The organism is Streptomyces ambofaciens ATCC 23877, from assembly GCF_001267885.1.
Classification (GTDB): domain Bacteria; phylum Actinomycetota; class Actinomycetes; order Streptomycetales; family Streptomycetaceae; genus Streptomyces; species Streptomyces ambofaciens.
The window spans coordinates 4,935,799-4,962,346 of record NZ_CP012382.1 but is presented as its reverse complement, the minus strand read 5'-3'; the positions used below and the strand labels follow the sequence as shown (position 1 = coordinate 4,962,346).

The window sequence follows — 26,548 nt, the reverse complement described above, 5'->3', positions numbered from 1 at the left end:
TTCGCGGCGCCCCGGATCAGAAGGCGTCCGAGGGCACGTACGTCCCCCAGACCTCCCGCAGCGCGTTGCACACCTCGCCCACCGTCGCCCGCGCCCGCAGCGCGTCCTTCATCGGGTACAGGACGTTGTCCTCGCCCTCGGCGGCCTTCTTCAGCGCCGCGAGCGCGGTGTCCACCGCCCGCCGGTCGCGCTCCGCGCGGAGGGCGGCGAGGCGTGCGGCCTGCTGGGCCTCGATGGCGGGGTCGACGCGGAGCGGCTCGTACGGTTCCTCCTCGTCGAGCTGGAAGCGGTTGACGCCGACCACGACCCGCTCGCCGGAGTCGGTCTCCTGGGCGATGCGGTAGGCGCTGCGCTCGATCTCGCTCTTCTGGAAGCCGTGCTCGATGGCGTTGACCGCACCGCCGAGGTCCTCGACCTTCCGCATCAGCTCGAGCGCCGCCGCCTCGACGTCGTCGGTCATCTTCTCGACGACGTAGGACCCGGCGAACGGGTCGACGGTCGCCGTCACGTCCGTCTCGTAGGCGAGCACCTGCTGGGTGCGCAGGGCGAGGCGCGCGGACTTGTCGGTCGGCAGCGCGATGGCCTCGTCGAACGAGTTGGTGTGCAGGGACTGCGTGCCGCCGAGCACCGCGCCGAGACCCTGCACGGCGACGCGGACCAGGTTGACCTCGGGCTGCTGGGCGGTCAGCTGCACCCCGGCCGTCTGCGTGTGGAAGCGCAGCATCAGCGACTTGGGGTTCTTCGCGCCGAACTCCTCGCGCATCACCCGCGCCCAGATCCGGCGGGCCGCGCGGAACTTGGCGACCTCCTCCAGGATCGTCGTGCGGGCCACGAAGAAGAAGGACAGGCGGGGCGCGAAGTCGTCGACGTCCATGCCGGCCGCGACCGCCGTGCGCACGTACTCGATGCCGTCCGCGAGGGTGAAGGCGATCTCCTGCGCGGGCGAGGCACCCGCCTCGGCCATGTGGTAGCCGGAGATCGAGATGGTGTTCCACTTCGGGATCTCGGCCCGGCAGTACTTGAAGATGTCCGCGATCAGCCGCAGCGAGGGCTTGGGCGGGAAGATGTACGTCCCGCGCGCGATGTACTCCTTCAGCACGTCGTTCTGGATCGTGCCGGTGAGCCGGTCGGCGCTGACGCCCTGCTCCTCGGCGACCAGTTGGTAGAGCAGGAGCAGCAGGGAGGCGGGGGCGTTGATGGTCATCGACGTCGAGACCTGGTCCAGCGGGATGCCGTCGAACAGCACCCGCATGTCGTCGACCGAGTCGATGGCCACGCCCACCTTGCCGACCTCGCCGCTCGCGATCGGCGCGTCGGAGTCGTGGCCCATCTGGGTGGGCAGGTCGAAGGCGACCGACAGACCCATCGTGCCGTTGGCGATGAGCTGCTTGTAGCGGGCGTTGGACTCCGTCGCCGTGCCGAAACCGGCGTACTGGCGCATCGTCCACGGCCGGCCGGTGTACATCGACGGGTAGACACCCCGGGTGAAGGGGTACTTCCCCGGCTCGCCCAGCTTCTCGGCCGGGTCCCAGTCCGCCTGGGCCTCGGGCCCGTAGACGGGTTCGATGGGCAGTCCGCTCTCGGTGGATCGGGCGCTGCCCGACTCGCGCGCCATGGTGTGATGCCTCCCGCTGAGCACATGCCCGGAACCCGGCCGGGCTGGTCGAACGTCCGGGCCGCTCGGACCACCCGCCGCCTACCCGCCGGTACGGTCCCGCCCTTCGACGGACTGTATCGGCGCGCGTGCACCCGGTGGAGGGCCACACGCTGGGACCTTGCTCACAACCTCCGTGCGGCCCCGGTCACAACGACGGACCCGGCGATGCCGCGCCGTTCACCGCGCGTCCCGCGCGGGGAACATCTCAGGGGACGACGTCCGGGTGAGCCGTGGGAAGACGGGGGGCCGTGATGCGTACGACGGGCATGGGGAGCGCGGGGAGTGCCGGGAGGGCGGCCGCCGTCGCCGTCGGGACCGTGCTGGCGGTGGTCGGCTGCACCGTGCAGGGCACCGGTGCCGACGGCGAGGGGCACTCGCCGGTGCGCATAGACGTCACCGGCGCGCCGTCGAAGGACACGCGGGGGTCCGGCCCGTCCGGTGCGCCGCCCGCCCGTGCCGGGTCCCGGGTGCTGTGGACGCGGGGCGACACCGGCCGGGACGTGCGGGAACTGCAGGCGCGGCTGCGTCAGGTGGAGTGGCTCGTGGACGGCCCGACCGGGACGTACGACGACCTGACCGAGCGCGCGGTGAGCGGCTTCCAGGGCAAGCGCGGACTCCCCAGGACGGGGCGGACCGACAGCGTCACCTGGCAGCGGCTGCTCGGGATGACGCGCGAACCGGGCAAGTGGGAGCTGTACCTGATGGGCGGGCAGCCGGCCGCAGCGCCCGACCCGCGCTGTCTGACCGGCCGGGTCCTGTGCGTCAGCAAGTCGAGCCGGACGCTGCGCTGGATGGTCGACGGACGGACCCTCTCGACGCTGCCGGTGCGGTTCGGCTCGCAGTACACCCCGACCCGCGAGGGCGTGTTCCACGTCTACTGGAAGTCGCGCCACCATGTCTCGACGCTCTACGACTCGGCCATGCCGTACGCGATGTTCTTCAGCGGCGGACAGGCCGTCCACTACTCCGAGGACTTCGCCGCCCACGGCTACGCGGGCGCCTCGCACGGCTGCGTCAACGTGCGGGACGAGGCGGCGATCGCGGACCTCTACGCCCAGGTGCGCAACGGCGACAAGGTCGTCGTACACCGCTGAGGCGGGGTGGGAGGCGGGGCGCCGCGGGGCGGGATGGGGCGCGGACGGGACCGGGGGAACGTGTCCCGCCCGCGCCGAGGTGCACGAGCCGTAGGTACGGGGGGAACCCCGGCTCGGTGCGGAAGCCGATGACCAGTCGGCTCACTCATTACTGCGCCATGGCGGCCGAAAGTGTCACACCCGCGGCGAGAAATCTCCCTCACTCCGGAGAAAGCGCAGGTCAGGCCGGTTTCGCGAGAGTGAGCGCGGCATGCGCCGGGAAGGCGGGCCGCTGCTGCGGCGAGGGCCCGAAGGCGGAGGGGGCGTGCGGGTCGTGCCGGTGACCGGCGTGCGGGTCGTGCCGGTGACCGGCGTGCGGGGTCACGCGGTGGCCGTCGTCGTCATCGCCCTTGCCGCCCTTGCCCTCTCCGGAGCCCCTGCCCCCCTTGCCCTCTCTGTCGCCTTTCCCCCCTCCGCCGCCCTTGGAGTCGCCGCCCCTCTCGTCCCCCTTGCCGCTCTTGCCGCCCTTGCTCCCCTTGTCGCTCTTTCCGCTCTTGCCGCCCTTGTCGCTCTTGTCGTTCCGTGGCGGGTCCTGCTCCCGGGTCGTCTCCCGGGTCTCGCGGTTCTCCCCGGCGTCTCGCGCGCCGTCGCGGTCCTGGGCGGCGGTGCCGGCCCCGGCCAGGAGACTCCGGCAGTAGGTGCCGACGCGCGACGCGCCTCCGGCCGCCTCCTTCAGCGCGCGCCTGCGCGCGTCCTCGAGCTGCTTGCCGGTCCTCACCTCACGGCAGGACGCGGCGAGGTCCGGACGTCCGCCGCCGGAGCCTGCCGCCGCCCGGTCGTCGGAGCCCGGGTCGCGGTCCCCGGCCGTGCCGCCGCCCGCGCCGCTCTCCGCACCGTCCCGGCCGGGCCCGGCCCCGCCCTGCACCCCGTCCAGCGGCGAGGGCGAGGCGGGCGGGCCGTCGGAGGACGTGGCGGCCGACACGGTCGCCGCGGGGTCGGGTTCGGTGCCGTCGAAGGGCGTCGTCAGGACTCCGGTTCCGGCCGCCACCGCCACCCCGCCGACCATGCCGACGGTCAGCGCGGCGGCCAGTCCGAGGCGCAGCGGGCGACTCCACCGGGGGCGCCCGGCGCCGTCCCCGCGAGGACCGATGCGGACCAGCCCGGCGTCGGAGGGCGGCGCCGAGGCGTCCCGCCCCGGGTGGACCGGCGTCGCCTCCGGCGCGTCGGACCGCTCGGCGCGCGCCGAGCGGAAGGCGGCCAGCGCCGCGGCCTCGCCGGGGAGTTCACCGCTGGTCGGCACGGGTGGGACGGAGAGGGCGCCGAGGGTCCCGGCGAGTCGTTCGGCCCGGTCGCGGACCGCGGGGTCGACAGCCTCCAGCGACTCTCCGCGCAGCAAGATCTCCGCCGTGGCGCGGTCCAGCCACCTGTCCTGCTCGTCGGCCATCACATGTCCTTCTGCGTCCGCGCACGCGTATGCGTCACACTCGCGGACGTCACCGCGTGGCCGCGCGGTTCTCGCTGGGGCGGCAGGGCGTCGAGCCCGCCGCCCGATTCCGGATCGCCGCCGAGCAGTTCGGCCAGGCGCCGCAGTCCGCGGTGCGCCGCGGTGCGGACGGCGCCCGGCCGCTTGCCCAGCGTCTCGGCGGCGCTCTTGGCGTCGAGACCCACCACCACGCGCAGCACCACGGCCTCGGCCTGGTCCTGGGGCAGCCGGGCGATGAGGGAGAGGGTGCTGTCGGTGGCCAGGGCCTCCATGGCCTCGCCCGCGGTGTCGGACTCGGCGGGCCTGCCGGTCAGTTCCGTCTCGTCGCCGCCGACCGCGGGCCGGCGCCCGCGCATCCGGATGTGGTCCAGCGCGCGGTTGCGGGCGATGCGGGCGGCCCAGCCGCGGAACCGGTCGGCGTCGCCGTCGAACCGTTCCAGGTCACGGGCTATCTGGAGCCAGGCCTCGGAGGCCACGTCCTCGGCGTCCGGATCGCCGACCAGTGTCCGCACGTATCCCAGCAGGCGCGGATGCACCGCGCGGTACACGGTCCGGAACGCGGTCTCGTCCCCGACCTGTGCCGCACGTACCGCGGCGGTCAGCTCCGCGTCGTCCCCCAGCACCGAGCCTCTCTTCGCGCCTAAGCCGGAACCGCTTACGCGGACCGGGTACTCGCCGTCGTGGTTCCTCAAGGAGTGGTTGCGGTGGTCACCGCTGGTCGGATGCGGGAGACAGGCCCCCGCTCATCGGCGCGAATGGCACGTTACGTCTTGAAACCACCGCTCGTCCATGTCCCCATCGCCTTGCCGTGCAAGATGCAACTAAGCCGTGACGCGGTGAGGTGTGACAGAAAACGCAGTCGCGGCGCTGTAAGGAGTACGGGCCGCCGCGCGGCCCGTGCCGCGCGACGGCCGGGGCCTCTCCTGTGGGGGGTGGCGGCCCCGGCCGTTGCCTTGGCCACCGTGATCGCCGCCCCGCTCGCCGCCGTGATCGAGGCTATGCGTCCCCGCCCGGTGCCCGGTCCGCCCGCTGCGCCTTCTTCTCCGCCCCGGTTCCCTTGCCACCGCCGTCGGCGTCGCCTTTCGACCGCCCCGGCCCGGCGGGGATGCCCGCACGGCCCGGCTCGGCCGGGTCGCTCGCGGTGCTCGGCGAGGCCTGCCGGGCGCGCTGTGCGGCGCAGTGGGCCGCGACGCCCTCCTCACCGCCCGCGGCCGCGACGAGCCGCTGCCAGACCGCGGCGTCCAGCGCCTTGCCGCGGCCCTCCAGCCGCTCGTAGGCACGGCAGCCCGCCTCGGTGTCCGGGGCGGTCGCGCCGGGGCCGGGCGGTGCGGACGTACCGGGGGCCGTGCGGGCGGGCGGCGGCACGACGGGGAGCGGGTCGGCGGTGTGCCGGTCCGCGGTGGCGTCCGGGCCGGCGGTGGGGCGGGCGCGGTCCGGGGCGGTGGCGTCCGGCGCGGAGCCGCTCCCGCCGATCGCCGCGTAGGCGACGCCGCCCAGGGTGAGGCTCGCCAGCAGCACCGAGAGCGCGGCCCTCGACGAGCGCCGTGCGCGGCACCGCTCACGGGGACGCCAGTCGTCCCGCCGGCGGGTGCGCGCGGCCCGCCCCGGCTGCGCGTCGCGGGCCGTCCGGAAGGCGGCCACGGCGCGCCGCTCGCCCTCGGCGCCGACGCGCTCGTCCCGCAGGGCGGCGGCGAGCAGTCCCTCCGCCCCCGGGGTGGCGCGCCCGGCGGTCCGGGGAACGGCGCGGTCGGCGCCGCCGTCGTCGCCGTGCCGTGCGCCCATGGCCGCCTCCGTTCCCGCTCGGTCCACCGGGCCGCCGCCGTGGGAGCCTGTCATGTCGACTCCCCCAGCGCCCTGGGCGCTTCATCCGTCACACCGTCGGCTCCGAGCTGCCGCGCCAGCCGCTTGAGCCCCCGGTACGTCGCCGTACGCACCGCGCCCGGCCGCTTGCCGAGGACCCGGGCGGCGGACGGCCCGTCGAGGCCGACGACGACCCGCAGGAGCACGGCCTCGGCCTGGTCGCGCGGCAGCCCCGAGACCAGCGCCAGGGCGGCCTCCGTGGACAGCGTCTCCAGCGCCTGGTCGGGCGTGGAGTGCGGGCCGGGCAGGTCCAGTACGTCCTGTTCGAGTGCGGTCGGCCGGGGGCGCACCTTCTGGCGCCGCAGATGGTCCAGCGCCCGGTGCCGGCCGATCGTCGCCGTCCAGCCCCGGAAGCCCGCCCCGTCGCCCCGGAAGCGCCGCAGGTCGCGGGCTATCTCCAGCCAGGCGTCCGAGGCGACGTCCTCGGCGTCGTCGCCGACGAGCCCGCGCAGATAGCCCAGCAGACCGGGCTGCACGATCCGGTAGGCGACCGCGAAGGCGGCCTCGTCACCTTCCTGGGCCCGCGCGACGGCCGCGCCCAGTTCCCCGTCGTACGCCTGTACGCGGCGGGCTTCCCCTCGCTGGCCCAAGAACCGTCCTCGTCCGTACCGAGTCCTCCGCGTGCTCGGGTGAGCCCGCCCCCACGGTCATCAGCGTCGGCGCGCACGGAAGTGTCACAGGAAGCGCGCCGTACGGCCCTCACGTCCGGGCGGGCCGCGCGCGCCGGGACCGCCCGTGCGGGGTGGGGCAGAAGGCGTGCGGCGAGTCCTCGGCGCCGCCTGCCGCCGGGCGGTGGTGGACCCTGCCGAGCGGGTTCCGGACCCGCCCGTCCGGCATCCGCACCCGGCCGCTGCCGGAAGCAGGCCCGTCGGCCGGTGTCGAAGTCGACCCGCTCCGCTCCCGCCCGGCGCGAGCACTCACCCGCGCAGGCGCCCAGGCCCAGCAGCGTGCCGCGCGCCCGCTCGTGGTCGGCGCCGCCCTTGCGCGACCCGTCGATCAGAGGTCCACGATCCGCGGACCGGCCGGGGAGCAGTCCAGCGGCAGCCGGTTGCGGGCCGTGGCCCGCTGGACGAACGGCCGTGCGTGGGCCCGCATCCGACCGGCGCGCGGTAGGCCGCCCACCTCGCCCCGCTGCTCCCCGGACCACCCGTCCCTTCGCTCGGCGACGGGAGGCCGGCGCCCGCGGCCCGGCACCCGCCGCCGGCCCGGCGGACGGGACGCCCCGGGTGTCACAGGACCGGACCGGGACCCGGGTCAGCCGTCCGCCGCCGCGTCCCGGCACAGCAGCCGCAGCGACCCGTCGCCGGCGAAGCAGCGGCGGGCCTCGTCGATCGGGTCCCACAGGCGGCCGTCGGGGGTGCGGACCCAGTGGTCCCCGCCCGTGGCCCACCACTCTCCACCGCTCCGGCGCACGATCACCTCGCCCGCGTAGGCGCCGAGTCCGCGCAGCGCCGTCTCCACCGCGGCGTACGGCGCTCCCTCGCGCCGGATGCCGTCTATCACCCGGTCGACGCGCCACAGGCTCTGCGCCGAATAGTCCAGGCGGAGCCGGGCGCCCTCGCGCATCGTGGCCACCGCGTCCGCCGCCCACCGCACCGGCTTCGCGGCGGCCGACGGCCGGTTCTCCTGCTGGGTCGTCAATCCGCTGGTCACAGTAGTCACATCGGCTAGAGCGCCGCGGGGCGGCGTTTCGTCACAGGGATGCGCCGCCCGTTCCGCAACCGGCGCAGGACCGCCCCACGTCCGCCACGTCGGCCGCACCGCCGCCGCGCCGTCCCCGCACGACGGTCACATGCGGCCGGGTGGCCGGCCCCGCCCGCGGGCCCGCCGGGACACCACCGCGCGCAGCACCCGGCGGCCCTCCGTGGAGACCTCCACGGCCCGGCGCAGCCCGGCGGGGCCGTGCCCGGCGAGCACTTCCAGGACGATGATCTGGCGCCGCAGTTCGGCGGCCACGAGCGGGGAGAGGCCCTCGGTACGGTTCTCCGTGCGGCCGTTCGCGGCGTTCTCCCGGCCGAGGCCGCCCGCGGGGTCCGCGGCGGGGTCGAGGAGCCGGTGGATGCGGAGCGAGGCGACCGAGCAGGCGTCGGCCCACGCCCGTATCCGCGCGCCGGAGCACGTGTCCGGTGCGGTGGCCAGCATCCGGCGGGCCAGCAGCACCGCCTCGTCCTCACCGTCGGCGTCGGGGCCGGCGAGCCGCTCACGCACCCGCGTCAGTTCCCGTGCCCAGTCGGTCCCGTCCCCGCCCCGGGCGTCCTCCCCGTCCTGTCCCCCGGCGTCGACCCGGTCGCCGGCGAGGGCCGCCCACAGGGGTCTCAGGACCTCGTCGTCGCCGTCCAGCAGGGGAACGCACCGATCCAAACAAGCCAGTCCGCTCCCGGCGAGTCCGCGTGCGTCGGCCCGCGTGATCAGTTCCACCAGGCTCATCCGGTGCCTCCCTGTCGCTCCCGCTCCGGCCCGCCCACCAGCACGGAGCCCGCACTTCCCCTTACTGCGTGCGACGGCCCGGGAGTGTCACAGGGGGACCACGCCCAGCCGGTCCAGAAAGCGGAAGAAGAGGTTTTCGGCCACCGGACCGAGAGCGGTACGGGCGTCGGCCCCGGCGCCCGCACCGGCATCGGCGGCATCCGCATCCTCACCGGCACCGAAGCCCGGATCGGCCGACAGCACCTCCGCCAACTCCCCCGCGTCCGCGGTGCGCCCGGCCTCGGCGGCCCAGGCGACGGCCCGCTCGGCGGCGTCACGGGGCTCCAGGAAGTAGTCCTCCAGCGTGAGCCCCTCCTTCTCGGCGCCCAGGTACCCGGCCATCGCGGACCGCACCAGGCAGGTCGTCCACGCCCCGCTCTCCGGCGCCGCCGCCTCCACGACCACGCAGTCGCTGTCCATGACGTACCCGAACAGCGCGGGCGCGCCGGTCTGCCCGGCCAGGTCGTTCATGTTCCCGACGTCTCCGTCGCCGCCCGGGAACTCCCACACCTGCCAGCCGTCCGGGGCCGTCAGACGCAGGGTCAGGTCCGCGGCGCCCGACAGCGCGTCCAGCTCCGCGAGCGGCCGCTCGGCGCGGCCCACGACGTAGTACCCCCAGTAGCCCATGTCCCGGTCCCCCCGGCGTCTCGGTTCGCCTCGCCCAAAGACCACCACAGGCGTACGGGAGTGCGCAGCCGTATCCGGCAACTCCGTGCCGGCGGGCCGCCCGACGCCCGCGGTGGCCGGGTCAGTCGAGCCGGTTCGCCAGCGACTTGAACTCCGCCCAGGACAGCTCGGGCGCGCCCGGGTCCCACAGCTTCTGGACCGTCGCCGCCAGCGGCAGCCGGATGCCCTCGGCGACCTGCGCCTGCGTCTGGGCGCTCGGGATGTCGCCCCAGACCGCGAAGCTGCCGCCGAGTATCTGGTCGTCGTACTTGGCGTCGACGGCCGTGGTGCCGCGCAGGACGCGCGGGGTCCACTGCTCGTAGATGCGCTCGCCGGTCGGGTAGACGAACGTCTGCGGCTCACCGAGCACGTAGTAGAGGAACTCGTCGTTGTAGTTGAGGACCTCGCGGCCCGCGCTCAGGTACTCGGTGGGCGGACGGGCGCCGATCTCCTTGCCGGTCCAGTAGGCGACCTTGATGTCCTTCAGGGGCTCGACGGAGGTGTCCTTGAAGAAGCCGTCGTTCCACGCGCGGGGGACGCGGTCGTGGGCCCGCACCGTCTCGGCCCGGCCGTTGAGCCAGGCGGTGGTGAGGTCGGCGACGGTGCCGCCGGAGCCGTAGGCCTCGCGGGCGGCGGCGGCCAGCGTCGGGTAGGACGCCTCGGGGTCCGGCACGACGAGGGCCTGGTACTCGTCGGCGCCGAGGTGGAACTGGGAGCCGGGGAAGAGGTCGGCGTACTCGTTCAGCAGGTCGTCGACGATCTCGGCGGCCTCGGGCTTGGAGATGTCGATCGCGCCGCGCGTGGGGGTGCCCTGCACGTTGCGCAGCTGGAGGTCGGGATGGGCGGCGAGCACGGCGCCCAGGTGACCGGGCGAGTCGATCTCGGGGACCACGGTGATGTGGCGCGAGGCGGCGAGATCGATGATCTCCTTCATCTCCGCCTTGGTCAGGTGGTCGTCCGAGACGATCTCGGGGTGCGAGTCGGACTCGATGCGGAAGGCCTGGTCGTCGGAGAAGTGCAGGCCCAGCTCGTTGAACTTCAGGTCGCCGAGCTCGCGTATCCGGTCCTTGATCCAGTCGGCGTCGTAGTGCTTGCGGGCGATGTCGAGCGAGAACCCGCGCTTGGGCTTGGCCGGCTCGTCCTTCACCACGCCCTCCGGCGCGGTGCCACCGCCGTCCACGGCCTGCTTCAGGGTCCGGGTGCCGTAGTAGACGCCGTCCTCGGCCGGCCCGGTGACGGTGACGCGGCCGTCGCGCACGGTCATGGTGTACGACTCCGGGTTCGCGCCCTTGTCCTGCCGGACGTCCAGCAGCAGGTCACCGGCGCGCTGGTCGTCCTGCTCGCCGGCGTACGTGAGTCCCAGCTCGGCGGCCGTCTGGCGCCCCTCGTCGGCGAGGCCGGGGTCGGCGACGACGACGCGGTGCGCCTTCTCCGCCTGCCACCCGGGGCCGCGGGCCGGGGTGTGCTCGCGCACCGCGGGGATGGTGCTCGGCTCCTTCGACAGCGCGTAGGAGCGGCTGGGGCTGGGTGAGGTGGCGGGCGCGGCCGCCTCGCCGGAGGACCGGGCCGCCGGGTCCCCGGACCCGCCGTCCCCGTCACCGTCGGTGGCCCACAGGCCCACTCCCACGCCGAGGGCGGCGACCACCGTGCCGGCGATCACGGCCCGCTGCCTGACTCTGTGCGCCGGTGACCGGCGTCGGTGCTCGCTCACATCGCCAACCTAGGGTCATGAGCTCCACCATGTGTCCACCACATGTTCTGAAACTCTCCCGTTCGGGTGAAATTCGGGCATCAGACGGACACGCCATGCCGTCACTCGATAACGTGACGCCACATCTCTCGCACAATCCCCTGCCGACACACACGTGACGCCCACGAGGACCCACGCTGCCTGCGCACCGTCTTCCAGACCTCCCCGGCCGAGTGGCCATACCGGTACCGGTGCAAACCCGCGCCACACCGGTAACCCCCTCCTCGCTGGAGCGCTTCAACACCGCCCCGGCCGAGGAGGCCGTCGCCACGCTCCTGACCTGCCTGAACAGCGGTCACTGGGCCGAGCGCCTCACCTCCCACCGCCCCTACCCCGACCTGCCGTCCCTGCTGGCGGCCGCGGACGAGGCGGCGTACGACCTGTCCCCGGACGACCTGGCCCAGGCCCTGGCGGCGGAGACGCTGCCGCCGCTCCCCGAGGACACGTACGCGGCGGCGTACACGGCCCTGAGCGCGGCGTACGCGGCCTACGAGGCGCGCTTCGGGCACGTGTTCGCCATCTGCCTGGACGGCATGGCGTCGGACGAGGCCCTGAACCACGTGCTGGCCGGTATCCGGTCACGATTGGCGAACGATCCCGACGAGGAACGACTGATCGCCCTCGAGGAGCTGCGCCTCCTGGCAAGGGGGCGGCTGACCCGCATCGCCGGAGGGCGGGAACGCGACGCCGCCGGCCGCGCCGCGCAGGCCGGGCCCGGCACGGGTGACCCGCTTCCGGCGAACCCGCCGGGCCCCCCGCCGCGATAGCCGCCCCGCGGTCGGCCACTGCTCCTTTGAGTGCAACTTTGATCACACAAGCAGGCCCCCCGTAAGCGCCGCAGGTAACCGTCGCTACGATGCTGGGGGCCGGTGGACCGTACCCGGCCGGGCCCGACCGACAAGGAAAGCCGGCGCGGCCCCAATCACCGCTCCCGGAGGAAACTTCCGTGCCGGCTGGAACGCTGTACCGCGGCCGGGAAGGAATGTGGTCCTGGGTGGCTCATCGAGTCACCGGCGTCCTCATTTTCTTCTTCCTGTTCGTTCACGTGCTGGACACCGCTCTCGTGCGGGTGTCCCCCGAGGCCTACGACACCGTCGTGGCCACGTACAAGACGCCGATCGTCGCGCTGCTGGAGTACGGCCTCGTGGCCGCCATCCTCTTCCACGCGCTCAACGGCCTGCGTGTCATCGCCGTCGACTTCTGGGTCAAGGGCGCCCGCTACCAGAAGCAGATGCTCTGGACCGTCGTCGCCCTGTGGGTCGTGCTCATGGTCGGGGCGATCTACCCCGTCCTCGGCCACGCCGCTCGTGAACTGTTCGGGAGCTGACGCACATGTCGACCACTGAAACCACCCCCTCCGGCATCGGCCCCGTCGAGGGCGCGGGCGCCTCGGTCTACACCGTGGACAACCCGGCGCCGCTGATCGAGCCGCCCCGCAAGCGGACCAAGAAGTCCCCCAAGTCCACGCGCGGCAACTTCGAGATGGCCGCCTGGCTCTTCATGCGCCTGTCCGGCGTGGTGCTGGTCGTCCTGGTCATCGGGCACCTGCTCATCCAGCTGGTGCTGGACGGCGGTGTCTCGAAGATCGGCTTCGCCTTCGTGGCGGGCCGCTGGGCCTCGCCCTTCTGGCAGGTCTGGGACCTCCTGATGCTCTGGCTCGCGATGCTGCACGGCGCGAACGGCCTGCGCACGGTCATCAACGACTACGCGGAGCGCCCGAACACGCGCCTGTGGCTCAAGGGCCTGCTCTACACCGCCACGGTGTTCACCATCCTGCTGGGCACGCTGGTGATCTTCACCTTCGACCCGAACATCCGCTAGGCACGGGGCTGCGAAAATCATGAAGGTACACAAGTACGACACCGTCATCGTCGGCGCCGGTGGCGCCGGCATGCGCGCGGCCATCGAGTCGACGAAGCGCAGCCGCACCGCCGTGCTGACGAAGCTCTACCCCACCCGCTCCCACACGGGCGCCGCGCAGGGCGGCATGGCCGCGGCGCTGGCCAACGTGGAGGAGGACAACTGGGAGTGGCACACCTTCGACACGGTCAAGGGCGGTGACTACCTGGTCGACCAGGACGCCGCCGAGATCCTCGCGAAGGAGGCCATCGACTCGGTCCTCGACCTGGAGAAGATGGGCCTGCCGTTCAACCGGACGCCGAACGGGACGATCGACCAGCGCCGCTTCGGCGGTCACTCCCGCAACCACGGCGAGGCCCCGGTCCGCCGCTCCTGCTACGCGGCCGACCGCACCGGCCACATGATCCTCCAGACGCTGTACCAGAACTGCGTCAAGGAGGGCGTGGAGTTCTTCAACGAGTTCTACGTCCTGGACCAGCTGATCACCGAGGTCGACGGCGTCAAGAAGTCCGCCGGTGTGGTGGCCTACGAACTGGCGACCGGCGAGATCCACGTCTTCCAGGCGAAGTCCGTGATCTACGCGTCCGGCGGCACCGGCAAGTTCTTCAAGGTGACGTCCAACGCGCACACGCTCACCGGCGACGGCCAGGCGGCCGTGTACCGGCGCGGACTGCCGCTGGAGGACATGGAGTTCTTCCAGTTCCACCCGACCGGCATCTGGCGCATGGGCATCCTGCTGACGGAGGGCGCCCGCGGTGAGGGCGGCATCCTCCGCAACAAGGACGGCGAGCGCTTCATGGAGAAGTACGCGCCGGTCATGAAGGACCTCGCCTCGCGCGACGTCGTCTCGCGCTCCATCTACACGGAGATCCGCGAGGGCCGCGGCTGCGGTCCCGAGGGCGACCACGTCTACCTGGACCTCACGCACCTCCCGCCGGAGCAGCTGGACGCCAAGCTGCCCGACATCACGGAGTTCGCGCGGACCTACCTCGGCATCGAGCCCTACACGGACCCGATCCCGATCCAGCCCACCGCGCACTACGCCATGGGCGGCATCCCGACCAACGTCGAGGGCGAGGTGCTGGCGGACAACACGACCGTCGTGCCCGGCCTGTACGCGGCCGGCGAGGTGGCCTGCGTGTCCGTGCACGGCGCCAACCGCCTGGGCACCAACTCGCTGCTGGACATCAACGTCTTCGGCAAGCGGGCCGGCATCGCCGCCGCGGAGTACGCCCAGAAGGCGGACTTCGTCGAGCTGCCGGAGGACCCGGCGTCCCTGGTCGTCGGGCAGATCGAGCGGCTGCGCGCCTCCACCGGCACCGAGCGGGTGGCCGAGCTCCGCCGCGAGCTGCAGGAGTGCATGGACGCCAACGTCATGGTGTTCCGCACCGAGCAGACGATCAAGACGGCCGTCGAGAAGATCGGCGAGCTGCGCGCCCGCTACAAGAACGTGTCGATCCAGGACAAGGGCCGGCGCTTCAACACCGACCTGCTGGAGGCCGTCGAGCTGGGCAACCTGCTCGACCTGGCCGAGGTCATGGCGGTGTCCGCGCTCGCCCGCAAGGAGTCGCGCGGCGGTCACTACCGCGAGGACTTCCCCAACCGCGACGACGTCAACTTCATGCGCCACACCATGGCGTACCGCGAGGTGGGCGACGACGGCGCCGAGTCCATCCGGCTCGACTACAAGCCGGTCGTCCAGACCCGCTACCAGCCGATGGAGCGTAAGTACTGATGGCTACCCCTGTCATGGAGAAGAGCGACAAGGCCCCCGAGCCCGGCTTCGCCGACTCCCCGTACATCACGGTCACCTTCCGCGTCCGGCGGTTCAACCCGGAGGTCTCGGCGGAGGCCGCCTGGGAAGACTTCCAGCTGGAGATCGACCCGAAGGAGCGCGTCCTCGACGCGCTGCACAAGATCAAGTGGGACCTGGACGGAAGCCTCACCTTCCGCCGCTCCTGCGCGCACGGCATCTGCGGTTCGGACGCCATGCGGATCAACGGCAAGAACAGGCTCGCCTGCAAGACGCTGATCAAGGACATCAACCCCGAGAAGCCGATCACGGTCGAGGCCATCAAGGGCCTGACGGTCCTCAAGGACCTGGTCGTCGACATGGAGCCGTTCTTCCAGGCGTACCGGGACGTGATGCCCTTCCTGATCACGAAGGACACCAACGAGCCGACGCGTGAGCGTCTCCAGTCCGCCGAGGACCGCGAGCGCTTCGACGACACGACGAAGTGCATCCTGTGCGCCGCCTGCACGTCCTCGTGCCCGGTGTTCTGGAACGACGGGCAGTACTTCGGCCCGGCGGCGATCGTCAACGCCCACCGCTTCATCTTCGACTCGCGCGACGAGGCCGGCGAGCAGCGGCTGGAGATCCTGAACGACCGCGACGGCGTCTGGCGCTGCCGCACGACCTTCAACTGCACGGACGCCTGCCCGCGCGGTATCGAGGTCACCAAGGCGATCGCGGAGGTGAAGCGGGCGCTCATCACGCGCCGCTTCTGATCCGCCGTTCCACCGCCACGGCCGAGGGCCCCGATCACGTCGATCGGGGCCCTCGGCCGTTCCGCGTCGCGGGCGGCGGCGCCGCCCGGGTGACGGGGCGTCAGCCGCGCAGCGGGCGGCCTTCCTTGTCCGTGCGGTCGTTGCTGACCAGGAACATGATGCCGTCGATCAGCGCCCAGACGCCCAGGCCACCGCAGGTCAGCAGCTGAGCCACGCCCACGCCGACGGAACCCACGTAGAAGCGGCCGATGCCCAGGGTGCCCAGGAAGAGCTGGAGGATACCGGCGACGATCTTCGACTTGTCCGAGTACGGACGGCCCTGCGGGTCGACACCGTAGGGAGCGGCGGCGTTCGGGGGGACGGTCATGGTGGTGCTCCTGGGGAGATGTGGGACGGTCCGGGGCGGAGAGCCCCGGCGGCCCAGGAGGGAACACCGCTGATCGCACGCTCGACGCACGGCGGCTCACGTCAGTGACGTGGCCGTCCCCCCCTGTGCGTGAGGAAGCGTAGGAGACGAGCGGGCCGGTTGGGAAATATTATGATCCAACGTTCCCATTTCGTGATCCGCGTTGCTCATACGACGTTGCGGGTGACCGTCCAGGCCACCGCCGCCAGCAGGATCGACGCCTGGGCCCACGGGGCGATCCGGGGCCGGTAGGGACGGCCGCGCAGCCCCTCCACCGTCCAGCGCCCCCACAGCGCCAGCGCGAACGGCGCGGCCAGCAGCAGGGCCCGGTTGTCCAGCCAGGCGGCCGCGAAGTGACCGTGCATCAGGTCGTACGTCATGCGGGTGCCGCCGCAGGCCGGGCACAGCAGGCCGGTGACGTAGCGGAACGGGCACTGCGGCAGCAGGTGTCCGGGCTCGTGCGGGTCGGTGGCCCAGAGGTAGCCGGCGCCCGCGGCGCCCGCGACGAGCACCGCGAGGGGTGCCGCCGCCGGGTGCCGCGGCAGGCGCCGCCGGCCGGGTGGTGCGGGACGAGCCGCCTCAGCCACGCAGGATCCGCCCCTGGGCGTCCGTACGGTCGTTGCTGACCAGGTAGATGATGCCGTCGACCAGCGCCCAGAAGCCCAGGCCGCCGCAGGTGAGCAACTGGGCTATGCCCATGCCGACGTTGCCGACGTAGAAGCGGCCTATGCCGAAGGTGCCGAGGAAGAGCTGGAGGATACCGGCGACGATCTTCGACTTGTCCGAGTACGGGCGACCGTAGGGGTCGTAGCCGAAGGGCACGTTGGGGTCGGGGGCGTAGTACCCGGGCGCCTGCTGGTAGCCCGGCGCCTGGTAGCCGCCGGGCGGCGGCTGGTGACCGGGCTGCTGGTAGGCACCCTGCGGGTAGCCGTAGGGGCCGGCCTGACCGGCCTGATCGGCCGGGCCGGGGCCCTGGTTCGGGTAGCCGTAACCGGGCGGCTGGGACGGCTGCTGCGGCTGCTCGCTCACAGTGGTGTCACTCCTGGACGTCGCGGGAAACTGCCGGTCATATTGCAGGACCGGAAGGACAAAGAGAAGTCGGGGCCCGGGAAGGCCGTCCGCCCCAACGAGTGACCGCGCCGCCGCCCCGCCGCCGCTTGCGCCCGGTTCGCGCCCCGCACACCTAATGTGACGTCATGTCAGATCATGAGTCGTACGAACTGCTCGGGTTCGACAACGTCCTGCTGCCCGTCGGGGACCTCGGTGCGGCCGTCGACTTCTACGAGCGGGCCGGCTTCCCGGTCGCCTTCCGGCTCGACGAGGCCGGGATCGCCCTGCTGAAGGCCGGCGGCGAGACGCCGGGCCTCCTGCTGCGGGCCGAGGAGGAGTTCGGGCGGCGGCCGCCGCTGTGGCCCTCCGCGCGGGTGTGGCTGGAGGTGTCGGACGCCCGCACCGCGTCCCGGGCGCTGCGCGACGCCGGGGTGGAGCCGCTCGACGAGCCCTTCTCCGTCGCCACCGGCTGGACCGTCGAGTTCGCCGACCCCTGGGGCAACGTCGTCGGCCTCACGGACTACTCCAAGCGGCCCGAGCTGGCCCGCCGCCTCTGAGGCGGCCCCTCCTCCCCCGACTCGGCCCGTCCACCCGTCCACCCGTCCGCCCGTTCGCCCAGCCTTCCCCGCCTCTCGCTTGAACGTGTTCAAAAACGGGTCTAGAGTCATCCCCGTCAGCGTTTTGAACGCGTTCAAGAAGGGGTGGGGCATGGACCGCACCGTCATCGCCTACGTCATCTACCTGCTGGTCAGCATCGGTCTGACCATCTGGGTGGCCCGCACGCTCAGCCGCAACGGCCGGGTCTTCCTCTCCGACGTGCTGCACGGCAACGAGAAGCTCGCCGACGCCGTCAACCACCTCCTGGTGGTGGGCTTCTACCTCGTCAACCTCGGCTTCGTCGCCCTCTACCTGAGCGACGACGAGACCATCGTCGACACCCGGGGCGTCTTCGAGGCGCTGTCGACCAAGCTCGGCGTGGTGCTGTTGGTGCTCGGCGTGATGCACCTCGGCAACGTGTACGTGCTCAACCGCATCCGGCGGCGCGGGGTGATGGAGCGGGAGCAGGTGCCGCCGGTCCCGCCGCAGGGCTGGGTGGCCCCGACGGCCGGGGCCTGAGCCGATGGCTCCCGCTCCCGGGACGGCCGGCGCCCCCGTGCGCCGGCTCACCGTCCTCTACGACGCCGAGTGCTCCCTGTGCACCCACGTACGGGACTGGCTGCTGCGGCAGCCGCGGCTGGTGCCGCTGGAGCTGGTCCCGGCCGGGTCGGACGAGGCGCGCCGGCGCTTCCCGGGGCTCGACCACGGCACCTCCCTGGAGGAGGTCACCGTGGTCGGCGACGCCGGGCAGGTGTACCGGGGCGCCGCCGCCTGGATCGTCGTCCTGTGGGCGCTGCGCGAGCACCGGCCGCTCGCCCACCGGCTCGGCACGCCCGCCGGGGCGAAGCTGGCCAGGGGCGCCGTGCTGGCCGCCGCCAAGTGGCGCCGGGCGGGCCGGTGGGGCGGCAACGGCTACCGTCGCGCCGACGGCTGGGTCTACGAGCCGGGCCACGGGTGGATGTACACGGGCCCCGGCTGTGACGACGGCACCTGCGCCACTCGTTAGGCTCTGGTCCCGTGCCTGCGAAGAACGACGGCCCCGACGACGGTGCCCCCCTCAGCAAGTCCGAGCAGACCCGCGCGCTGATCCTGGAGACGGCCATGCGGCTGTTCCAGGAACGCGGCTACGACCGGACCACCATGCGGGCCATCGCCCAGGAGGCCGGGGTCTCCGTCGGCAACGCGTACTACTACTTCGCCGGCAAGGAGCACCTGATCCAGGGCTTCTACGACCGGATCGCCGCCGAGCACCAGGCGGCGGTCCGGGAGGTGCTGGCCAAGGAGACCGACCTGGAGTCCCGGCTGGCGGGCGTGCTGAAGGTCTGGCTGGACATCGCCACGCCGTACCACGAGTTCGCGGTGCAGTTCTTCAAGAACGCGGCCGATCCGGACAGCCCGCTCAGCCCCTTCTCCCCCGAGTCGGAGCACGCGCGCGTGGAGGCCATCAGCGTCCACCGCTCGGTGCTGGCCGGGACGAGGACCAAGGTGCCCGCGGAACTGCGGGACATCCTGCCCGAGCTGCTGTGGCTCTCCCAGATGGGTCTGGTCCTGTACTGGATCTTCGACCGGACGGAGGGGCGCGAGCGCAGCTACCGCCTCGCCGAGCGCGGTGCCCGGCTGACCGCGCGGGGTGTGGCCCTGGCCCGCTTCCGGGTACTGCGCCCGCTGGTGCGCGAGGTGCACGAGCTGTTCACGGACTTCCTGCCGGGGATGACCAAGGCGCTGCCGGACCCGGCGAAGAAGGCGGCACCCTCGCGGGACACCGCCGCAGGGGACCCCTCAGGCCCGCAGTGAGGCCAGCTCGATCACCGTGACGTCCGAGGGCGCCCCCACACGCGTGGGCGGGCCCCAGGCGCCCGCGCCGCGGCTGACGTAGAGCTGCGTGTCGCCGTAGTGCTCCAGGCCCGCCAGGGTGGGGTTGGCGGCGCCCGCGATGAGGTTGCCGGGCCAGAGCTGGCCCCCGTGGGTGTGGCCGGAGAGCTGGAGGTCCACGCCGTGGTCGACGGCGTCGTGGATCTGCACCGGCTGGTGGGCGAGGAGCACGCACGCGCGGGTCCGGTCCCGGTCGCCGAGGGCCCGGTCGTAGTCGGGGCCCTGGCCCTCGTCCTCGCCCGCCACGTCGTTGACGCCGGCCAGGTCGAAGTGGGGCAGCTCGGTGCGGGCGTTCTCCAGCGGCAGCAGGCCGAGCCGCCGTACCTCGGCGACCCACTGTTCGGCGCCGGAGAAGTACTCGTGGTTGCCGGTGACGAAGTACGCGCCGTGCCTCGCCCGCAGCTGGGCCAGCGGGGCCGCCGCCGGGCCGAGGTCCTTCACGCTGCCGTCGACCAGGTCGCCGACAACGGCGATCAGGTCGGGCTGCGTGGAGTTGATGGTGTCGACGACCTTCTGCGCGAAGCCCCGGCCGAGCACCGGGCCGAGGTGGATGTCGCTGACGACGGCGATGCGGTAGCCGTGCGCCGCGCGCGGGAGCTTGGCCAGCGGCACGGTCACCCGCTTCACCGTCGGGCCGTTCAGGACGCCGTACGTGCCGTAGCCGACCGTCCCCACGGCCGCCGCGGCGGCGGCGCCGGCGACGACGCGGGAGACGAAGAGACGGCGGGAGGGGAGGGCCAGAGGGCTCTCGGGCCGGCCGCCGGAGCCGACGTCGGGCGTGGTGCCGGACAGGTCGGTGTCCGGTGCGGGGCCCTGCGCCGAGGTGGGCGCGGCCTCCTCGGGCGGGGCCTCATGGCGCGCGGCGCCCTCGCGCGCGGCCTCCTCGGTCGCGGCCTCCGCGCGGGGGGCCGTTCCCGCCGGTATGCGCTCGGTGTCCGCACCGGGCGCCTGTGCCGTCCCCGGTCCCGCCTCCCCCGCGGCCGGCCGCCGGGCCGCCCGACGCTCCAGGAACCGCCGCAGCAGCGGACGGACGACCTCGCCCACCAGCAGCGCCAGCAGCAGGTAGATCGACAGGGCCATCCACAGGAAGCCGGGCCAGGCCAGGACGCGCTGGAGCCAGAAGGGCGCGCCCGCACGCTCGGCGACCAGCGCGGCCACCGCCAGCACCCAGCCGCCGGCGATCACCACCGCGCCGATACGGCGCACCGGGCCGGAGCCCCGGGTCGTGTCGCGGAACAGGCGCCGCCACACGTACCAGTTCGCCGTCACGAGGACGCTCACCACGGCCAGCGCGACAAGCGCGAAGACGACCACCATGCCGTCGATTCCCCTCAGTTGTGACGTCCTCGACGCCTATGACGTTCGGCGCAGTGCGCGCAGTCCACGCAACCCGATGACCCCGACGACCGTCCCCAATACGAAGGACACGACGGCGAGCAGCAGGTGCACCCAGAAGTACGCCGTGGGGTCGCCGTCCTCGAAGGCGAGCCCGCTGCCGTCCTTGACCAGGTTTTTGACGAAAGTGATCCAGATGATCCAGCTCCACACCCCGAAAGCGAGCAGGAACCAGGAGACGGGGCGGCTGAGCTTCATGGTTTCAGTATCGCCGCACCGTGTCCGGATCCGTGCGCGGGGTGGGAAGGGGGGTAGGACCGCGCCGGTCCCGGGAGGTACGTTCTCGCTCGTGCCCGCACCCAAGAAGACCGCCAGGCGCGCCCTGACGGTCACCTCCGCCGCCCTGACCGCTCTCGCCGCCCTCGCGCCCGGCGCGACGGCCGCCCCGAGTCCCTCGGCGAGCCCGTCGGCCGCTCCGCCCGCGTCGATGTCGACCGTGGGCGGCGCACGGCTCGGGAAGCCCGGCACGCAGGTCTCCCTGGCGGGTGGGGCGCCCGTGCTGCCGAAGGACCTCACCGCCCGTTCCTGGATCGTGGCCGACGCCGAGTCCGGCGACGTGCTCGCCGCGCACAACGCGCACTGGCGGCTGGCCCCGGCGAGCACGCTGAAGATGCTGTTCGCTGACACACTGCTGCCGAAGTGGCCGAAGACGACCAAGCACAAGGTCGTCCCCTCCGATCTGGCGGACGTCGGTGCCGGGTCGAGCATGGTCGGCATCAAGGAGGAGGAGACGTACACCGTCCACGACCTGTGGCTCGGCGTCTTCCTGCGGTCCGGCAACGACGCCGTGCACGTGCTGTCCGCGATGAACGGCGGCGTCGAGAGCACCGTGGCGGAGATGAACGACCACGCCGAGGAGCTCCAGGCCCTCGACACGAACGTCGTCAGCCCCGACGGCTACGACGCCCCGGAGCAGGTCTCCTCCGCGTACGACCTGACGTTGTTCGCCCGCTCCGGGCTCCAGAAGAAGGACTTCCGCGAGTACGCGTCGACGGTCAGCGCCAAGTTCCCGGGCGAGACGAAGAAGGACAAGAAGGGCAAGACCTCCCGCAAGCCCTTCGAGATCCAGAACACCAACAGGCTGCTGTCCGGCGACTCGGACATGGACGTCTACCCGGGCATCGCGGGCGTGAAGAACGGCAACACCACCAACGCGGGCTCCACCTTCACCGGCGTCGCCGAGCAGGGCGGCAAGGTGCTGCTGGTCACGGTCATGAACCCGGCGAAGGACGAGCACAACGAGGTCTACAAGGAGACCGCCCGCCTGTTCGACTGGGGCTTCAAGGCGGCCGGCAAGGTGGAGCCGGTCGGCGAGCTGGTGCCGCCGAGGAGCGCCGCGCAGGCCAGCCCCGAGCCGGGCGACGGCGCCGCCGGGGAGGCCGGCGGCACCGGGAAGGGCGCGGCGGGCACGAAGCCGGTGGCGGGCGCCCCGACCGCGGACGGCTCCGGCGGGGTCGGCATCGCGGCCGGCATCGCCGGCGGACTGCTGGTGCTGCTCGCGGGCGGCGTGTTCCTGATCAACCGGAAATGGCCGCTGCCGGACCTGGTCCGTCGCCGGACCCGCCCGTGACGTCCTGCTCCCCGTCCTCCTGGTCGCCGAGCTCCTGCTCCTTGCTGCCCGTCGCCGTCCAGGAGGCGCAGAACAGCACGAGCTTGCAGGTGAAGTTGATCCACAGCAGCAGGGCGACGGGGACGCCGAAGGCGCCGTACATGCTCTTTCCGGCGACGCCCTGCATGTAGCCGCTGAGCAGCAGCTTCAGCAGTTCGAAGCCGATCGCGCCGATCAGCGCGGCCACCACCAGGCGGCGGCGCTCCGGCTTGGCGCCGGGGAGCAGGGTCAGGACGTACAGCAGCAGGAGGAAGTCGGCGAGCACGGCGACGGCGAACGCGGCGACGTAGAGGAGGACGCCGCCGAAGCCGCCCTCGGCGATGCCGAGCCGGTGGATGATCCAGCCGACCAGGGCCGAGGCGACGGTGGAGATGGCCACGGTGACCAGGAGGGCGCCGCCGAGTCCGACGAGGACGCCCCCGTCCTTGACCCGGTGCATGACCGGGTTCTCCTCCTCGTCGGGCAGCTCCCAGACGGCGCGCAGACAGCCCCGGGTGGCGTCGACCCAGCCGATGCCGGTGAACAGCAGCAGGGCGCCGGAGATCAGGCCGACGGTGCCGGCGTTGTCGATCAGGCCCTGGATGTTCAGCTGGTCGGAGATGCCGGGGATCTGTTCGGCGATCTTGTCCTGGAGCCGGTCCTGCTGCTCCTTGCCGAGCGTGGCGGCGGCGACGGCGGCGGCCAGGCTGAGCAGCGGGAAGAGCGCGAGGAAGCTGGTGAAGGTCATGGCGGCGGCCAGCCGCGTCCACTTCACGCGGTCCAGCCGCTCGTAGGAGCGCCAGGCGTGGGTGGCCATCAGCCGTGCCAGCCACGGCCCCACGACGGGGAGCTTCTTCAGCCAGTCCATGATCCGACTCTGCCCCCGGTTCCCTCGTTCCATGATCCCGATCCGCCGCCGGTCGCGGGGCCGGTGCGGAACACCAGGGTTCTTGTGCCCCAGAAACGCAGAAGCGTGGCCAGGAACATGCCGACGACCGCGCCGGAGACGGTGTCGGCGCGCTGCGAGGTGAGGCCGAGGCCGTAGTGGCTGACGGCCAGGCAGAGCAGTTGCACGGCGGCGCCGGCGGCGTTCACCGCGAAGAACACGGCGTAGGGGCGCAGGCCCCGCGGGCGGCTGTGCCGGTAGGTGCCGAGCGCGTTGCCCGCGTACGCCACGGAGCAGCCGGCGAGGAAGGACAGGGCCTTGGCGGTGAGCGGGTCGAGTCCGGCCGGGCCGCGCAGGACCGTGAAGAGGCCGAGGTCGACGGCGTAGGCGAGGAGCCCGGCGGCGGCGAAGCCGGCCAGTTCGCGTCGGGTGCCCGGGGTGCGGGCGGCTACCAATTGGCCACCGCCAGGCCGTACATCGCCAGCCACGCGACGCCGATCAGCGCGAGCGCCCGGTCGCGCAGGACGACGTCCTCGGGTTCGCCGGCGGTGCCGCGGTCGGCGAAGACGGCGTAGCGCAGGACGGCGAGGATGAAGGCGACCATGGACAGCTGGCGCCAGGGCAGCACGCTGGTGTGCGGGACGCCGCCCTCCTCCATGGCCCACAGGCAGTAGCCGAGGACGGCGACGCCGGCCGCGAGCTGCCAGACGAAGCGGAGGTAGCCGGTGGTGTACTCGGTGAGCAGCGCGCGCGTGGCGCCCGCCTTCCCGGCCATCTGGACGGCTTCGGAGTAGCGCTTGGCGGAGACCATGAACAGCGCGCCGAAGCCGGTGGTGATGAGGAACCAGCGCGACAGGGGGATGCCGAGCGCGAGTCCGCCGATCATCGCCCGCATCAGGAAGCCGGTGGTGACGACGGCGAGGTCGACGACGAGGACGTGCTTGAGGGTGACGCAGTACGCCAGCTGCATCGCGAGGTAGGCGGTCAGCAGGGCGGCGACGGCCGGCGTGCACAGCCAGGCGGCGGCGAGGGGCGCGAGGACGCCGAGGGCGCCCCCGACGGCGTAGGCGACCGGCACCGGGACCTGGCCGGCGGCGACCGGGCGGTGCCGCTTGACGGGGTGGGCGCGGTCGGCCTCGGCGTCCCGGGCGTCGTTGACGAGGTAGACGGCGGCCGCGCAGGCGGTGAACAGGACGAAGACCAGGGCGAGCTGGATCAGCGTGTGCCGGAGGAACAGCTCGCCGGCGGCGGCCGGGGCGGCGACGACCAGGACGTTCTTGATCCACTGGCGGGGGCGCGCGGTCCTGAGCAGACCGGGCAGCAGCCCTTTCCGGCGGGGCGGGGCGGGGTCCCGCCGCCGTTCGGGTGCGCGCTGCCGCAGGACCGCCGTCTCAGTCACGGGTGCCTCCGCGCATCCAGTCGGCGCCGAGCCGGGCGGTGAGCGCGCCCAGGGCCGCGCCCGCCGCCACGTCCGAGGGGTAGTGGACGCCGACGACCAGCCGGGAGACGCACACGGCGGCGGCGAGCGGCCGGACGGCGCCGATGCCCAGCGCGCCGAAGGCGACGGCGGCCGCCGTCGCCGAGGCGGCGTGGGAGCTGGGGAAGGAGTGCCGGCCGGCGGTGCGCACCAGGGGCACGACGTGGGCGGGGCGCGGGCGGCGCACGACCCGCTTGACTCCCATGCTGACGAGGTGCGCGCCCGCGGTGAGCGCCGTACCGCGCAGCCAGGCGCCGCGTCGCGCGCCGTCCACGGCGGCTCCGGCGAGGCCCGCCGCGAGCCACAGCGCTCCGTGCTCCCCGGCCCAGGACAGGGCGCGCGCGGCACCGGCCACGCGCGGGTCCGTGCCGCAGGCTCTGAGCGCCGTCACGATCCGGTGGTCCATGTCGTCGAGGTCGTCCATGTGTCCTCACTGTTCACGCCGACGCCGTGCGAAGTCCGGCATGATCGAGCGACATACCATTAATCACCCGTTTCGGGTACGACCGGGATGTTTTGGAACTAATCGTTCGCATGAGGGCGATACGGTCACCGGCATGTCTGCCGACACCGTTCCCGCCGCCGAAGAGGGCCCCGACACCACCTGGGGACCGGTCACCGGCTGGGGCCGCACCGCGCCCACGGCCGCCCGGCTGATCCGCCCCCGGACGTACCAGGAGGCCGCCGACGCCGTACGGGAGTGCGGAGCCCGCGGCGGCATCCCGAGGGGCCTGGGACGGGCGTACGGGGACGCCGCGCAGAACGCGGGCGGCGCCGTGCTCGACATGACGGGCCTGGACCGCATCCACGCCATCGACGCCGACAACGGCACCGTGCTGTGCGACGCGGGCGTCTCCCTGCACCGGCTGATGGAGGTCCTGCTGCCGCTCGGCTGGTTCGTGCCGGTGACGCCCGGCACCCGCTACGTGACGGTCGGCGGGGCGATCGGCGCGGACATCCACGGCAAGAACCACCACGTGTCGGGGTCCTTCGCCCGGCACGTGCCGGCGTTCGAGCTGCTCACCGCCGACGGCCGGGTCCGCACCGTGGAGCAGGGCACGCCCCTGTTCGACGCCACCGCCGGCGGCATGGGCCTGACCGGCGTGATCCTCACCGCGACCGTGCGGCTCCAGCCGGTCCGGACCTCGCTGATGTCGGTCGACACCGAGCGCGCCACCGACCTCGACGACCTGATGGCCCGCCTCACCGCCACGGACCACCGCTACCGCTACTCGGTCGCCTGGATCGACCTCCTCGCCCGCGGCGCGGCGACCGGTCGGGCGGTGCTCACCCGCGGCGACCACGCCCCGCTGGACGCGCTGCCCGAGGGCGGGCGGGCGCGCCGGGCGCCACTGGCCTTCCGCACCTCCCGGCTGCCGGCCGCTCCCGACCTCGTCCCCGACGGCCTGCTCAGCCGGACGACGGTGGGCCTGTTCAACGAGCTCTGGTACCGCCGGGCCCCCCGCCGGCGCACCGGCCAGCTCCAGCGGATCTCCACGTTCTTCCACCCCCTGGACGGTGTCCCGCACTGGAACCGGGTCTACGGCCGCGGCGGCTTCGTGCAGTACCAGTTCGTCGTCGGCCACGGACGCGAGGACGCCCTGCGCCGGATCGTGCGGCGCATCTCGGAGCAGCGCTGCCCGTCCTTCCTGGCCGTCCTCAAGCGGTTCGGGGACGCCGATCCGGGATGGCTGTCCTTCCCGGTGCCCGGCTGGACCCTCGCCCTGGACATCCCGGCGGGGCTGCCGGGCCTCGGCGCGTTCCTCGACGACCTCGACGAGGAGGTCGCCCGGGCCGGCGGCCGGGTCTACCTCGCCAAGGACTCCCGGCTGCGGCCCGAACTGCTCGACGCGATGTACCCGCGGCTGGACGACTTCCGTGCACTGCGGGCGGAGCTGGACCCGCGCGGGGTGTTCGTGTCCGACCTGGCCCGCCGCCTCCACCTCTAGGCAAT

The 26,548-nt window shown here is 73.1% G+C and carries 30 protein-coding genes; 12 read left to right on the top strand and 18 right to left on the bottom strand.

Annotated elements, in window-relative coordinates; genetic code table 11:
* Positions 1-16: 16 nt before the first annotated feature.
* Positions 17-1,615, bottom strand: coding sequence for an acyl-CoA mutase large subunit family protein (locus tag SAM23877_RS22240; protein ID WP_053136047.1), 1,599 nt, complete (start codon positions 1,613-1,615; stop codon positions 17-19).
* A gap of 293 nt (positions 1,616-1,908) precedes the next feature.
* On the opposite strand from SAM23877_RS22240, the gene SAM23877_RS22235 reads away from it, so the two are divergent.
* Positions 1,909-2,751, top strand: coding sequence for a L,D-transpeptidase family protein (locus SAM23877_RS22235; protein WP_053136044.1), 843 nt, complete (start codon positions 1,909-1,911; stop codon positions 2,749-2,751).
* Between the two features lie 220 nt (positions 2,752-2,971).
* On the opposite strand, the gene SAM23877_RS22230 is transcribed toward SAM23877_RS22235, so the two are convergent.
* From SAM23877_RS22230 to SAM23877_RS22195, 8 genes are all read right to left on the bottom strand, one after another.
* On the bottom strand, positions 2,972-4,174 hold the full coding sequence (locus SAM23877_RS22230; RefSeq protein WP_053136041.1) for a hypothetical protein: 1,203 nt from the start codon (positions 4,172-4,174) through the stop codon (positions 2,972-2,974).
* Positions 4,174-4,836 (bottom strand): RNA polymerase sigma factor, encoded by a 663-nt coding sequence (locus SAM23877_RS22225; protein ID WP_053136037.1) that lies wholly within the window; start codon positions 4,834-4,836, stop codon positions 4,174-4,176. Before SAM23877_RS22225 ends, SAM23877_RS22230 begins: the two co-directional genes overlap by 1 nt.
* A gap of 373 nt (positions 4,837-5,209) precedes the next feature.
* Positions 5,210-6,049 (bottom strand): hypothetical protein, encoded by an 840-nt coding sequence (locus tag SAM23877_RS39175; protein WP_159041993.1) that lies wholly within the window; start codon positions 6,047-6,049, stop codon positions 5,210-5,212.
* Positions 6,046-6,663 carry an RNA polymerase sigma factor gene (locus SAM23877_RS22215; protein ID WP_053136031.1) on the bottom strand — a complete coding sequence of 206 codons (618 nt, stop codon included), beginning with the start codon at positions 6,661-6,663 and terminating at the stop codon, positions 6,046-6,048. Before SAM23877_RS22215 ends, SAM23877_RS39175 begins: the two co-directional genes overlap by 4 nt.
* Before the next feature lie 664 nt (positions 6,664-7,327).
* Complete coding sequence (locus SAM23877_RS22210; RefSeq protein ID WP_053136028.1) at positions 7,328-7,714, bottom strand: hypothetical protein; 387 nt, start codon at positions 7,712-7,714, stop codon at positions 7,328-7,330.
* 147 nt (positions 7,715-7,861) lie between these two features.
* On the bottom strand, positions 7,862-8,500 hold the full coding sequence (locus tag SAM23877_RS22205; protein WP_053136025.1) for a hypothetical protein: 639 nt from the start codon (positions 8,498-8,500) through the stop codon (positions 7,862-7,864).
* A gap of 87 nt (positions 8,501-8,587) precedes the next feature.
* Positions 8,588-9,166 carry a hypothetical protein gene (locus tag SAM23877_RS22200; protein WP_053136022.1) on the bottom strand — a complete coding sequence of 193 codons (579 nt, stop codon included), beginning with the start codon at positions 9,164-9,166 and terminating at the stop codon, positions 8,588-8,590.
* Positions 9,167-9,287: 121 nt separating this feature from the next.
* Positions 9,288-10,865, bottom strand: coding sequence for a beta-N-acetylhexosaminidase (locus tag SAM23877_RS22195; protein WP_053136019.1), 1,578 nt, complete (start codon positions 10,863-10,865; stop codon positions 9,288-9,290).
* Positions 10,866-11,146: 281 nt separating this feature from the next.
* On the opposite strand from SAM23877_RS22195, the gene SAM23877_RS22190 reads away from it, so the two are divergent.
* From SAM23877_RS22190 to SAM23877_RS22170, 5 genes are all read left to right on the top strand, one after another.
* Positions 11,147-11,722, top strand: a complete 576-nt coding sequence (locus SAM23877_RS22190; RefSeq protein ID WP_053136016.1) for a 2-oxo-4-hydroxy-4-carboxy-5-ureidoimidazoline decarboxylase — start codon at positions 11,147-11,149, stop codon at positions 11,720-11,722.
* A gap of 179 nt (positions 11,723-11,901) precedes the next feature.
* Complete coding sequence (sdhC, locus tag SAM23877_RS22185) at positions 11,902-12,282, top strand: succinate dehydrogenase, cytochrome b556 subunit (RefSeq protein WP_079030355.1); 381 nt, start codon at positions 11,902-11,904, stop codon at positions 12,280-12,282.
* Between the two features lie 5 nt (positions 12,283-12,287).
* On the top strand, positions 12,288-12,776 hold the full coding sequence (locus tag SAM23877_RS22180) for a succinate dehydrogenase hydrophobic membrane anchor subunit (protein WP_053136010.1): 489 nt from the start codon (positions 12,288-12,290) through the stop codon (positions 12,774-12,776).
* 19 nt (positions 12,777-12,795) lie between these two features.
* Positions 12,796-14,550 carry a succinate dehydrogenase flavoprotein subunit gene (gene sdhA, locus SAM23877_RS22175; protein WP_053136007.1) on the top strand — a complete coding sequence of 585 codons (1,755 nt, stop codon included), beginning with the start codon at positions 12,796-12,798 and terminating at the stop codon, positions 14,548-14,550.
* Positions 14,550-15,323, top strand: a complete 774-nt coding sequence (locus tag SAM23877_RS22170; protein WP_053136005.1) for a succinate dehydrogenase iron-sulfur subunit — start codon at positions 14,550-14,552, stop codon at positions 15,321-15,323. The genes sdhA and SAM23877_RS22170 overlap by 1 nt, the downstream gene beginning before the upstream one ends.
* Before the next feature lie 100 nt (positions 15,324-15,423).
* Here SAM23877_RS22170 and SAM23877_RS22165 read toward each other — a convergent pair whose 3' ends face one another.
* From SAM23877_RS22165 to SAM23877_RS22155, 3 genes are all read right to left on the bottom strand, one after another.
* Positions 15,424-15,690, bottom strand: coding sequence for a TM2 domain-containing protein (locus SAM23877_RS22165; RefSeq protein ID WP_053136002.1), 267 nt, complete (start codon positions 15,688-15,690; stop codon positions 15,424-15,426).
* Positions 15,691-15,896: 206 nt separating this feature from the next.
* Entirely contained in the window at positions 15,897-16,316 is a 420-nt protein-coding gene (locus SAM23877_RS22160; protein WP_079030354.1) for a DUF2752 domain-containing protein, read from the bottom strand.
* A complete protein-coding gene (locus SAM23877_RS22155) occupies positions 16,309-16,758 on the bottom strand; it encodes a TM2 domain-containing protein (RefSeq protein ID WP_053135999.1) in 450 nt (149 codons plus the stop codon). The genes SAM23877_RS22160 and SAM23877_RS22155 overlap by 8 nt, the downstream gene beginning before the upstream one ends.
* A gap of 167 nt (positions 16,759-16,925) precedes the next feature.
* Here SAM23877_RS22155 and SAM23877_RS22150 point away from each other — a divergent pair, with 167 nt between their 5' ends.
* The 4 genes from SAM23877_RS22150 to SAM23877_RS22135 all read left to right on the top strand — a co-directional run bounded on the left by SAM23877_RS22150 (position 16,926) and on the right by SAM23877_RS22135 (position 19,170).
* Positions 16,926-17,336, top strand: a complete 411-nt coding sequence (locus SAM23877_RS22150; RefSeq protein WP_053135995.1) for a VOC family protein — start codon at positions 16,926-16,928, stop codon at positions 17,334-17,336.
* A 151-nt stretch (positions 17,337-17,487) separates the two neighbouring features.
* A complete protein-coding gene (locus tag SAM23877_RS22145; RefSeq protein WP_053135992.1) occupies positions 17,488-17,895 on the top strand; it encodes a hypothetical protein in 408 nt (135 codons plus the stop codon).
* A gap of 4 nt (positions 17,896-17,899) precedes the next feature.
* Positions 17,900-18,382, top strand: a complete 483-nt coding sequence (locus tag SAM23877_RS22140; protein WP_053135989.1) for a thiol-disulfide oxidoreductase DCC family protein — start codon at positions 17,900-17,902, stop codon at positions 18,380-18,382.
* An 11-nt stretch (positions 18,383-18,393) separates the two neighbouring features.
* Positions 18,394-19,170: a TetR/AcrR family transcriptional regulator gene (locus tag SAM23877_RS22135; protein ID WP_053135985.1), complete on the top strand. Its 777-nt coding sequence runs from the start codon at positions 18,394-18,396 to the stop codon at positions 19,168-19,170.
* Here SAM23877_RS22135 and SAM23877_RS22130 read toward each other — a convergent pair.
* Both SAM23877_RS22130 and SAM23877_RS22125 read right to left on the bottom strand, forming a co-directional pair.
* Positions 19,156-20,565, bottom strand: a complete 1,410-nt coding sequence (locus SAM23877_RS22130) for a metallophosphoesterase (RefSeq protein WP_053135982.1) — start codon at positions 20,563-20,565, stop codon at positions 19,156-19,158. The genes SAM23877_RS22135 and SAM23877_RS22130 overlap by 15 nt on opposite strands.
* Positions 20,566-20,601: 36 nt before the next feature.
* Complete coding sequence (locus SAM23877_RS22125; RefSeq protein WP_053135976.1) at positions 20,602-20,841, bottom strand: SCO4848 family membrane protein; 240 nt, start codon at positions 20,839-20,841, stop codon at positions 20,602-20,604.
* Between the two features lie 91 nt (positions 20,842-20,932).
* Between SAM23877_RS22125 and SAM23877_RS22120 the strand changes: the two genes are divergently transcribed.
* Positions 20,933-22,213 carry a D-alanyl-D-alanine carboxypeptidase family protein gene (locus tag SAM23877_RS22120; protein WP_053135973.1) on the top strand — a complete coding sequence of 427 codons (1,281 nt, stop codon included), beginning with the start codon at positions 20,933-20,935 and terminating at the stop codon, positions 22,211-22,213.
* On the opposite strand, the gene SAM23877_RS22115 is transcribed toward SAM23877_RS22120, so the two are convergent.
* From SAM23877_RS22115 to SAM23877_RS22100, 4 genes are read right to left on the bottom strand one after another with little or no spacing between them, the layout of a single operon-like run.
* Positions 22,161-23,099: a YihY/virulence factor BrkB family protein gene (locus tag SAM23877_RS22115; protein WP_235614603.1), complete on the bottom strand. Its 939-nt coding sequence runs from the start codon at positions 23,097-23,099 to the stop codon at positions 22,161-22,163. The genes SAM23877_RS22120 and SAM23877_RS22115 overlap by 53 nt on opposite strands.
* Positions 23,087-23,572 carry a GtrA family protein gene (locus tag SAM23877_RS22110; RefSeq protein WP_053135967.1) on the bottom strand — a complete coding sequence of 162 codons (486 nt, stop codon included), beginning with the start codon at positions 23,570-23,572 and terminating at the stop codon, positions 23,087-23,089. The genes SAM23877_RS22115 and SAM23877_RS22110 overlap by 13 nt, the downstream gene beginning before the upstream one ends.
* The gene (locus SAM23877_RS22105; protein WP_053135964.1) at positions 23,566-24,516 is read right to left on the bottom strand and encodes a decaprenyl-phosphate phosphoribosyltransferase; all 951 of its coding nucleotides are present in this window, start codon (positions 24,514-24,516) and stop codon (positions 23,566-23,568) included. The genes SAM23877_RS22110 and SAM23877_RS22105 overlap by 7 nt, the downstream gene beginning before the upstream one ends.
* A complete protein-coding gene (locus tag SAM23877_RS22100) occupies positions 24,509-25,018 on the bottom strand; it encodes a phosphatase PAP2 family protein (protein ID WP_053135962.1) in 510 nt (169 codons plus the stop codon). The genes SAM23877_RS22105 and SAM23877_RS22100 overlap by 8 nt, the downstream gene beginning before the upstream one ends.
* Positions 25,019-25,151: 133 nt before the next feature.
* Here SAM23877_RS22100 and dprE1 point away from each other — a divergent pair, with 133 nt between their 5' ends.
* The gene (gene dprE1, locus SAM23877_RS22095) at positions 25,152-26,543 is read left to right on the top strand and encodes a decaprenylphosphoryl-beta-D-ribose oxidase (RefSeq protein WP_053135960.1); all 1,392 of its coding nucleotides are present in this window, start codon (positions 25,152-25,154) and stop codon (positions 26,541-26,543) included.
* Positions 26,544-26,548: the final 5 nt, after the last annotated feature.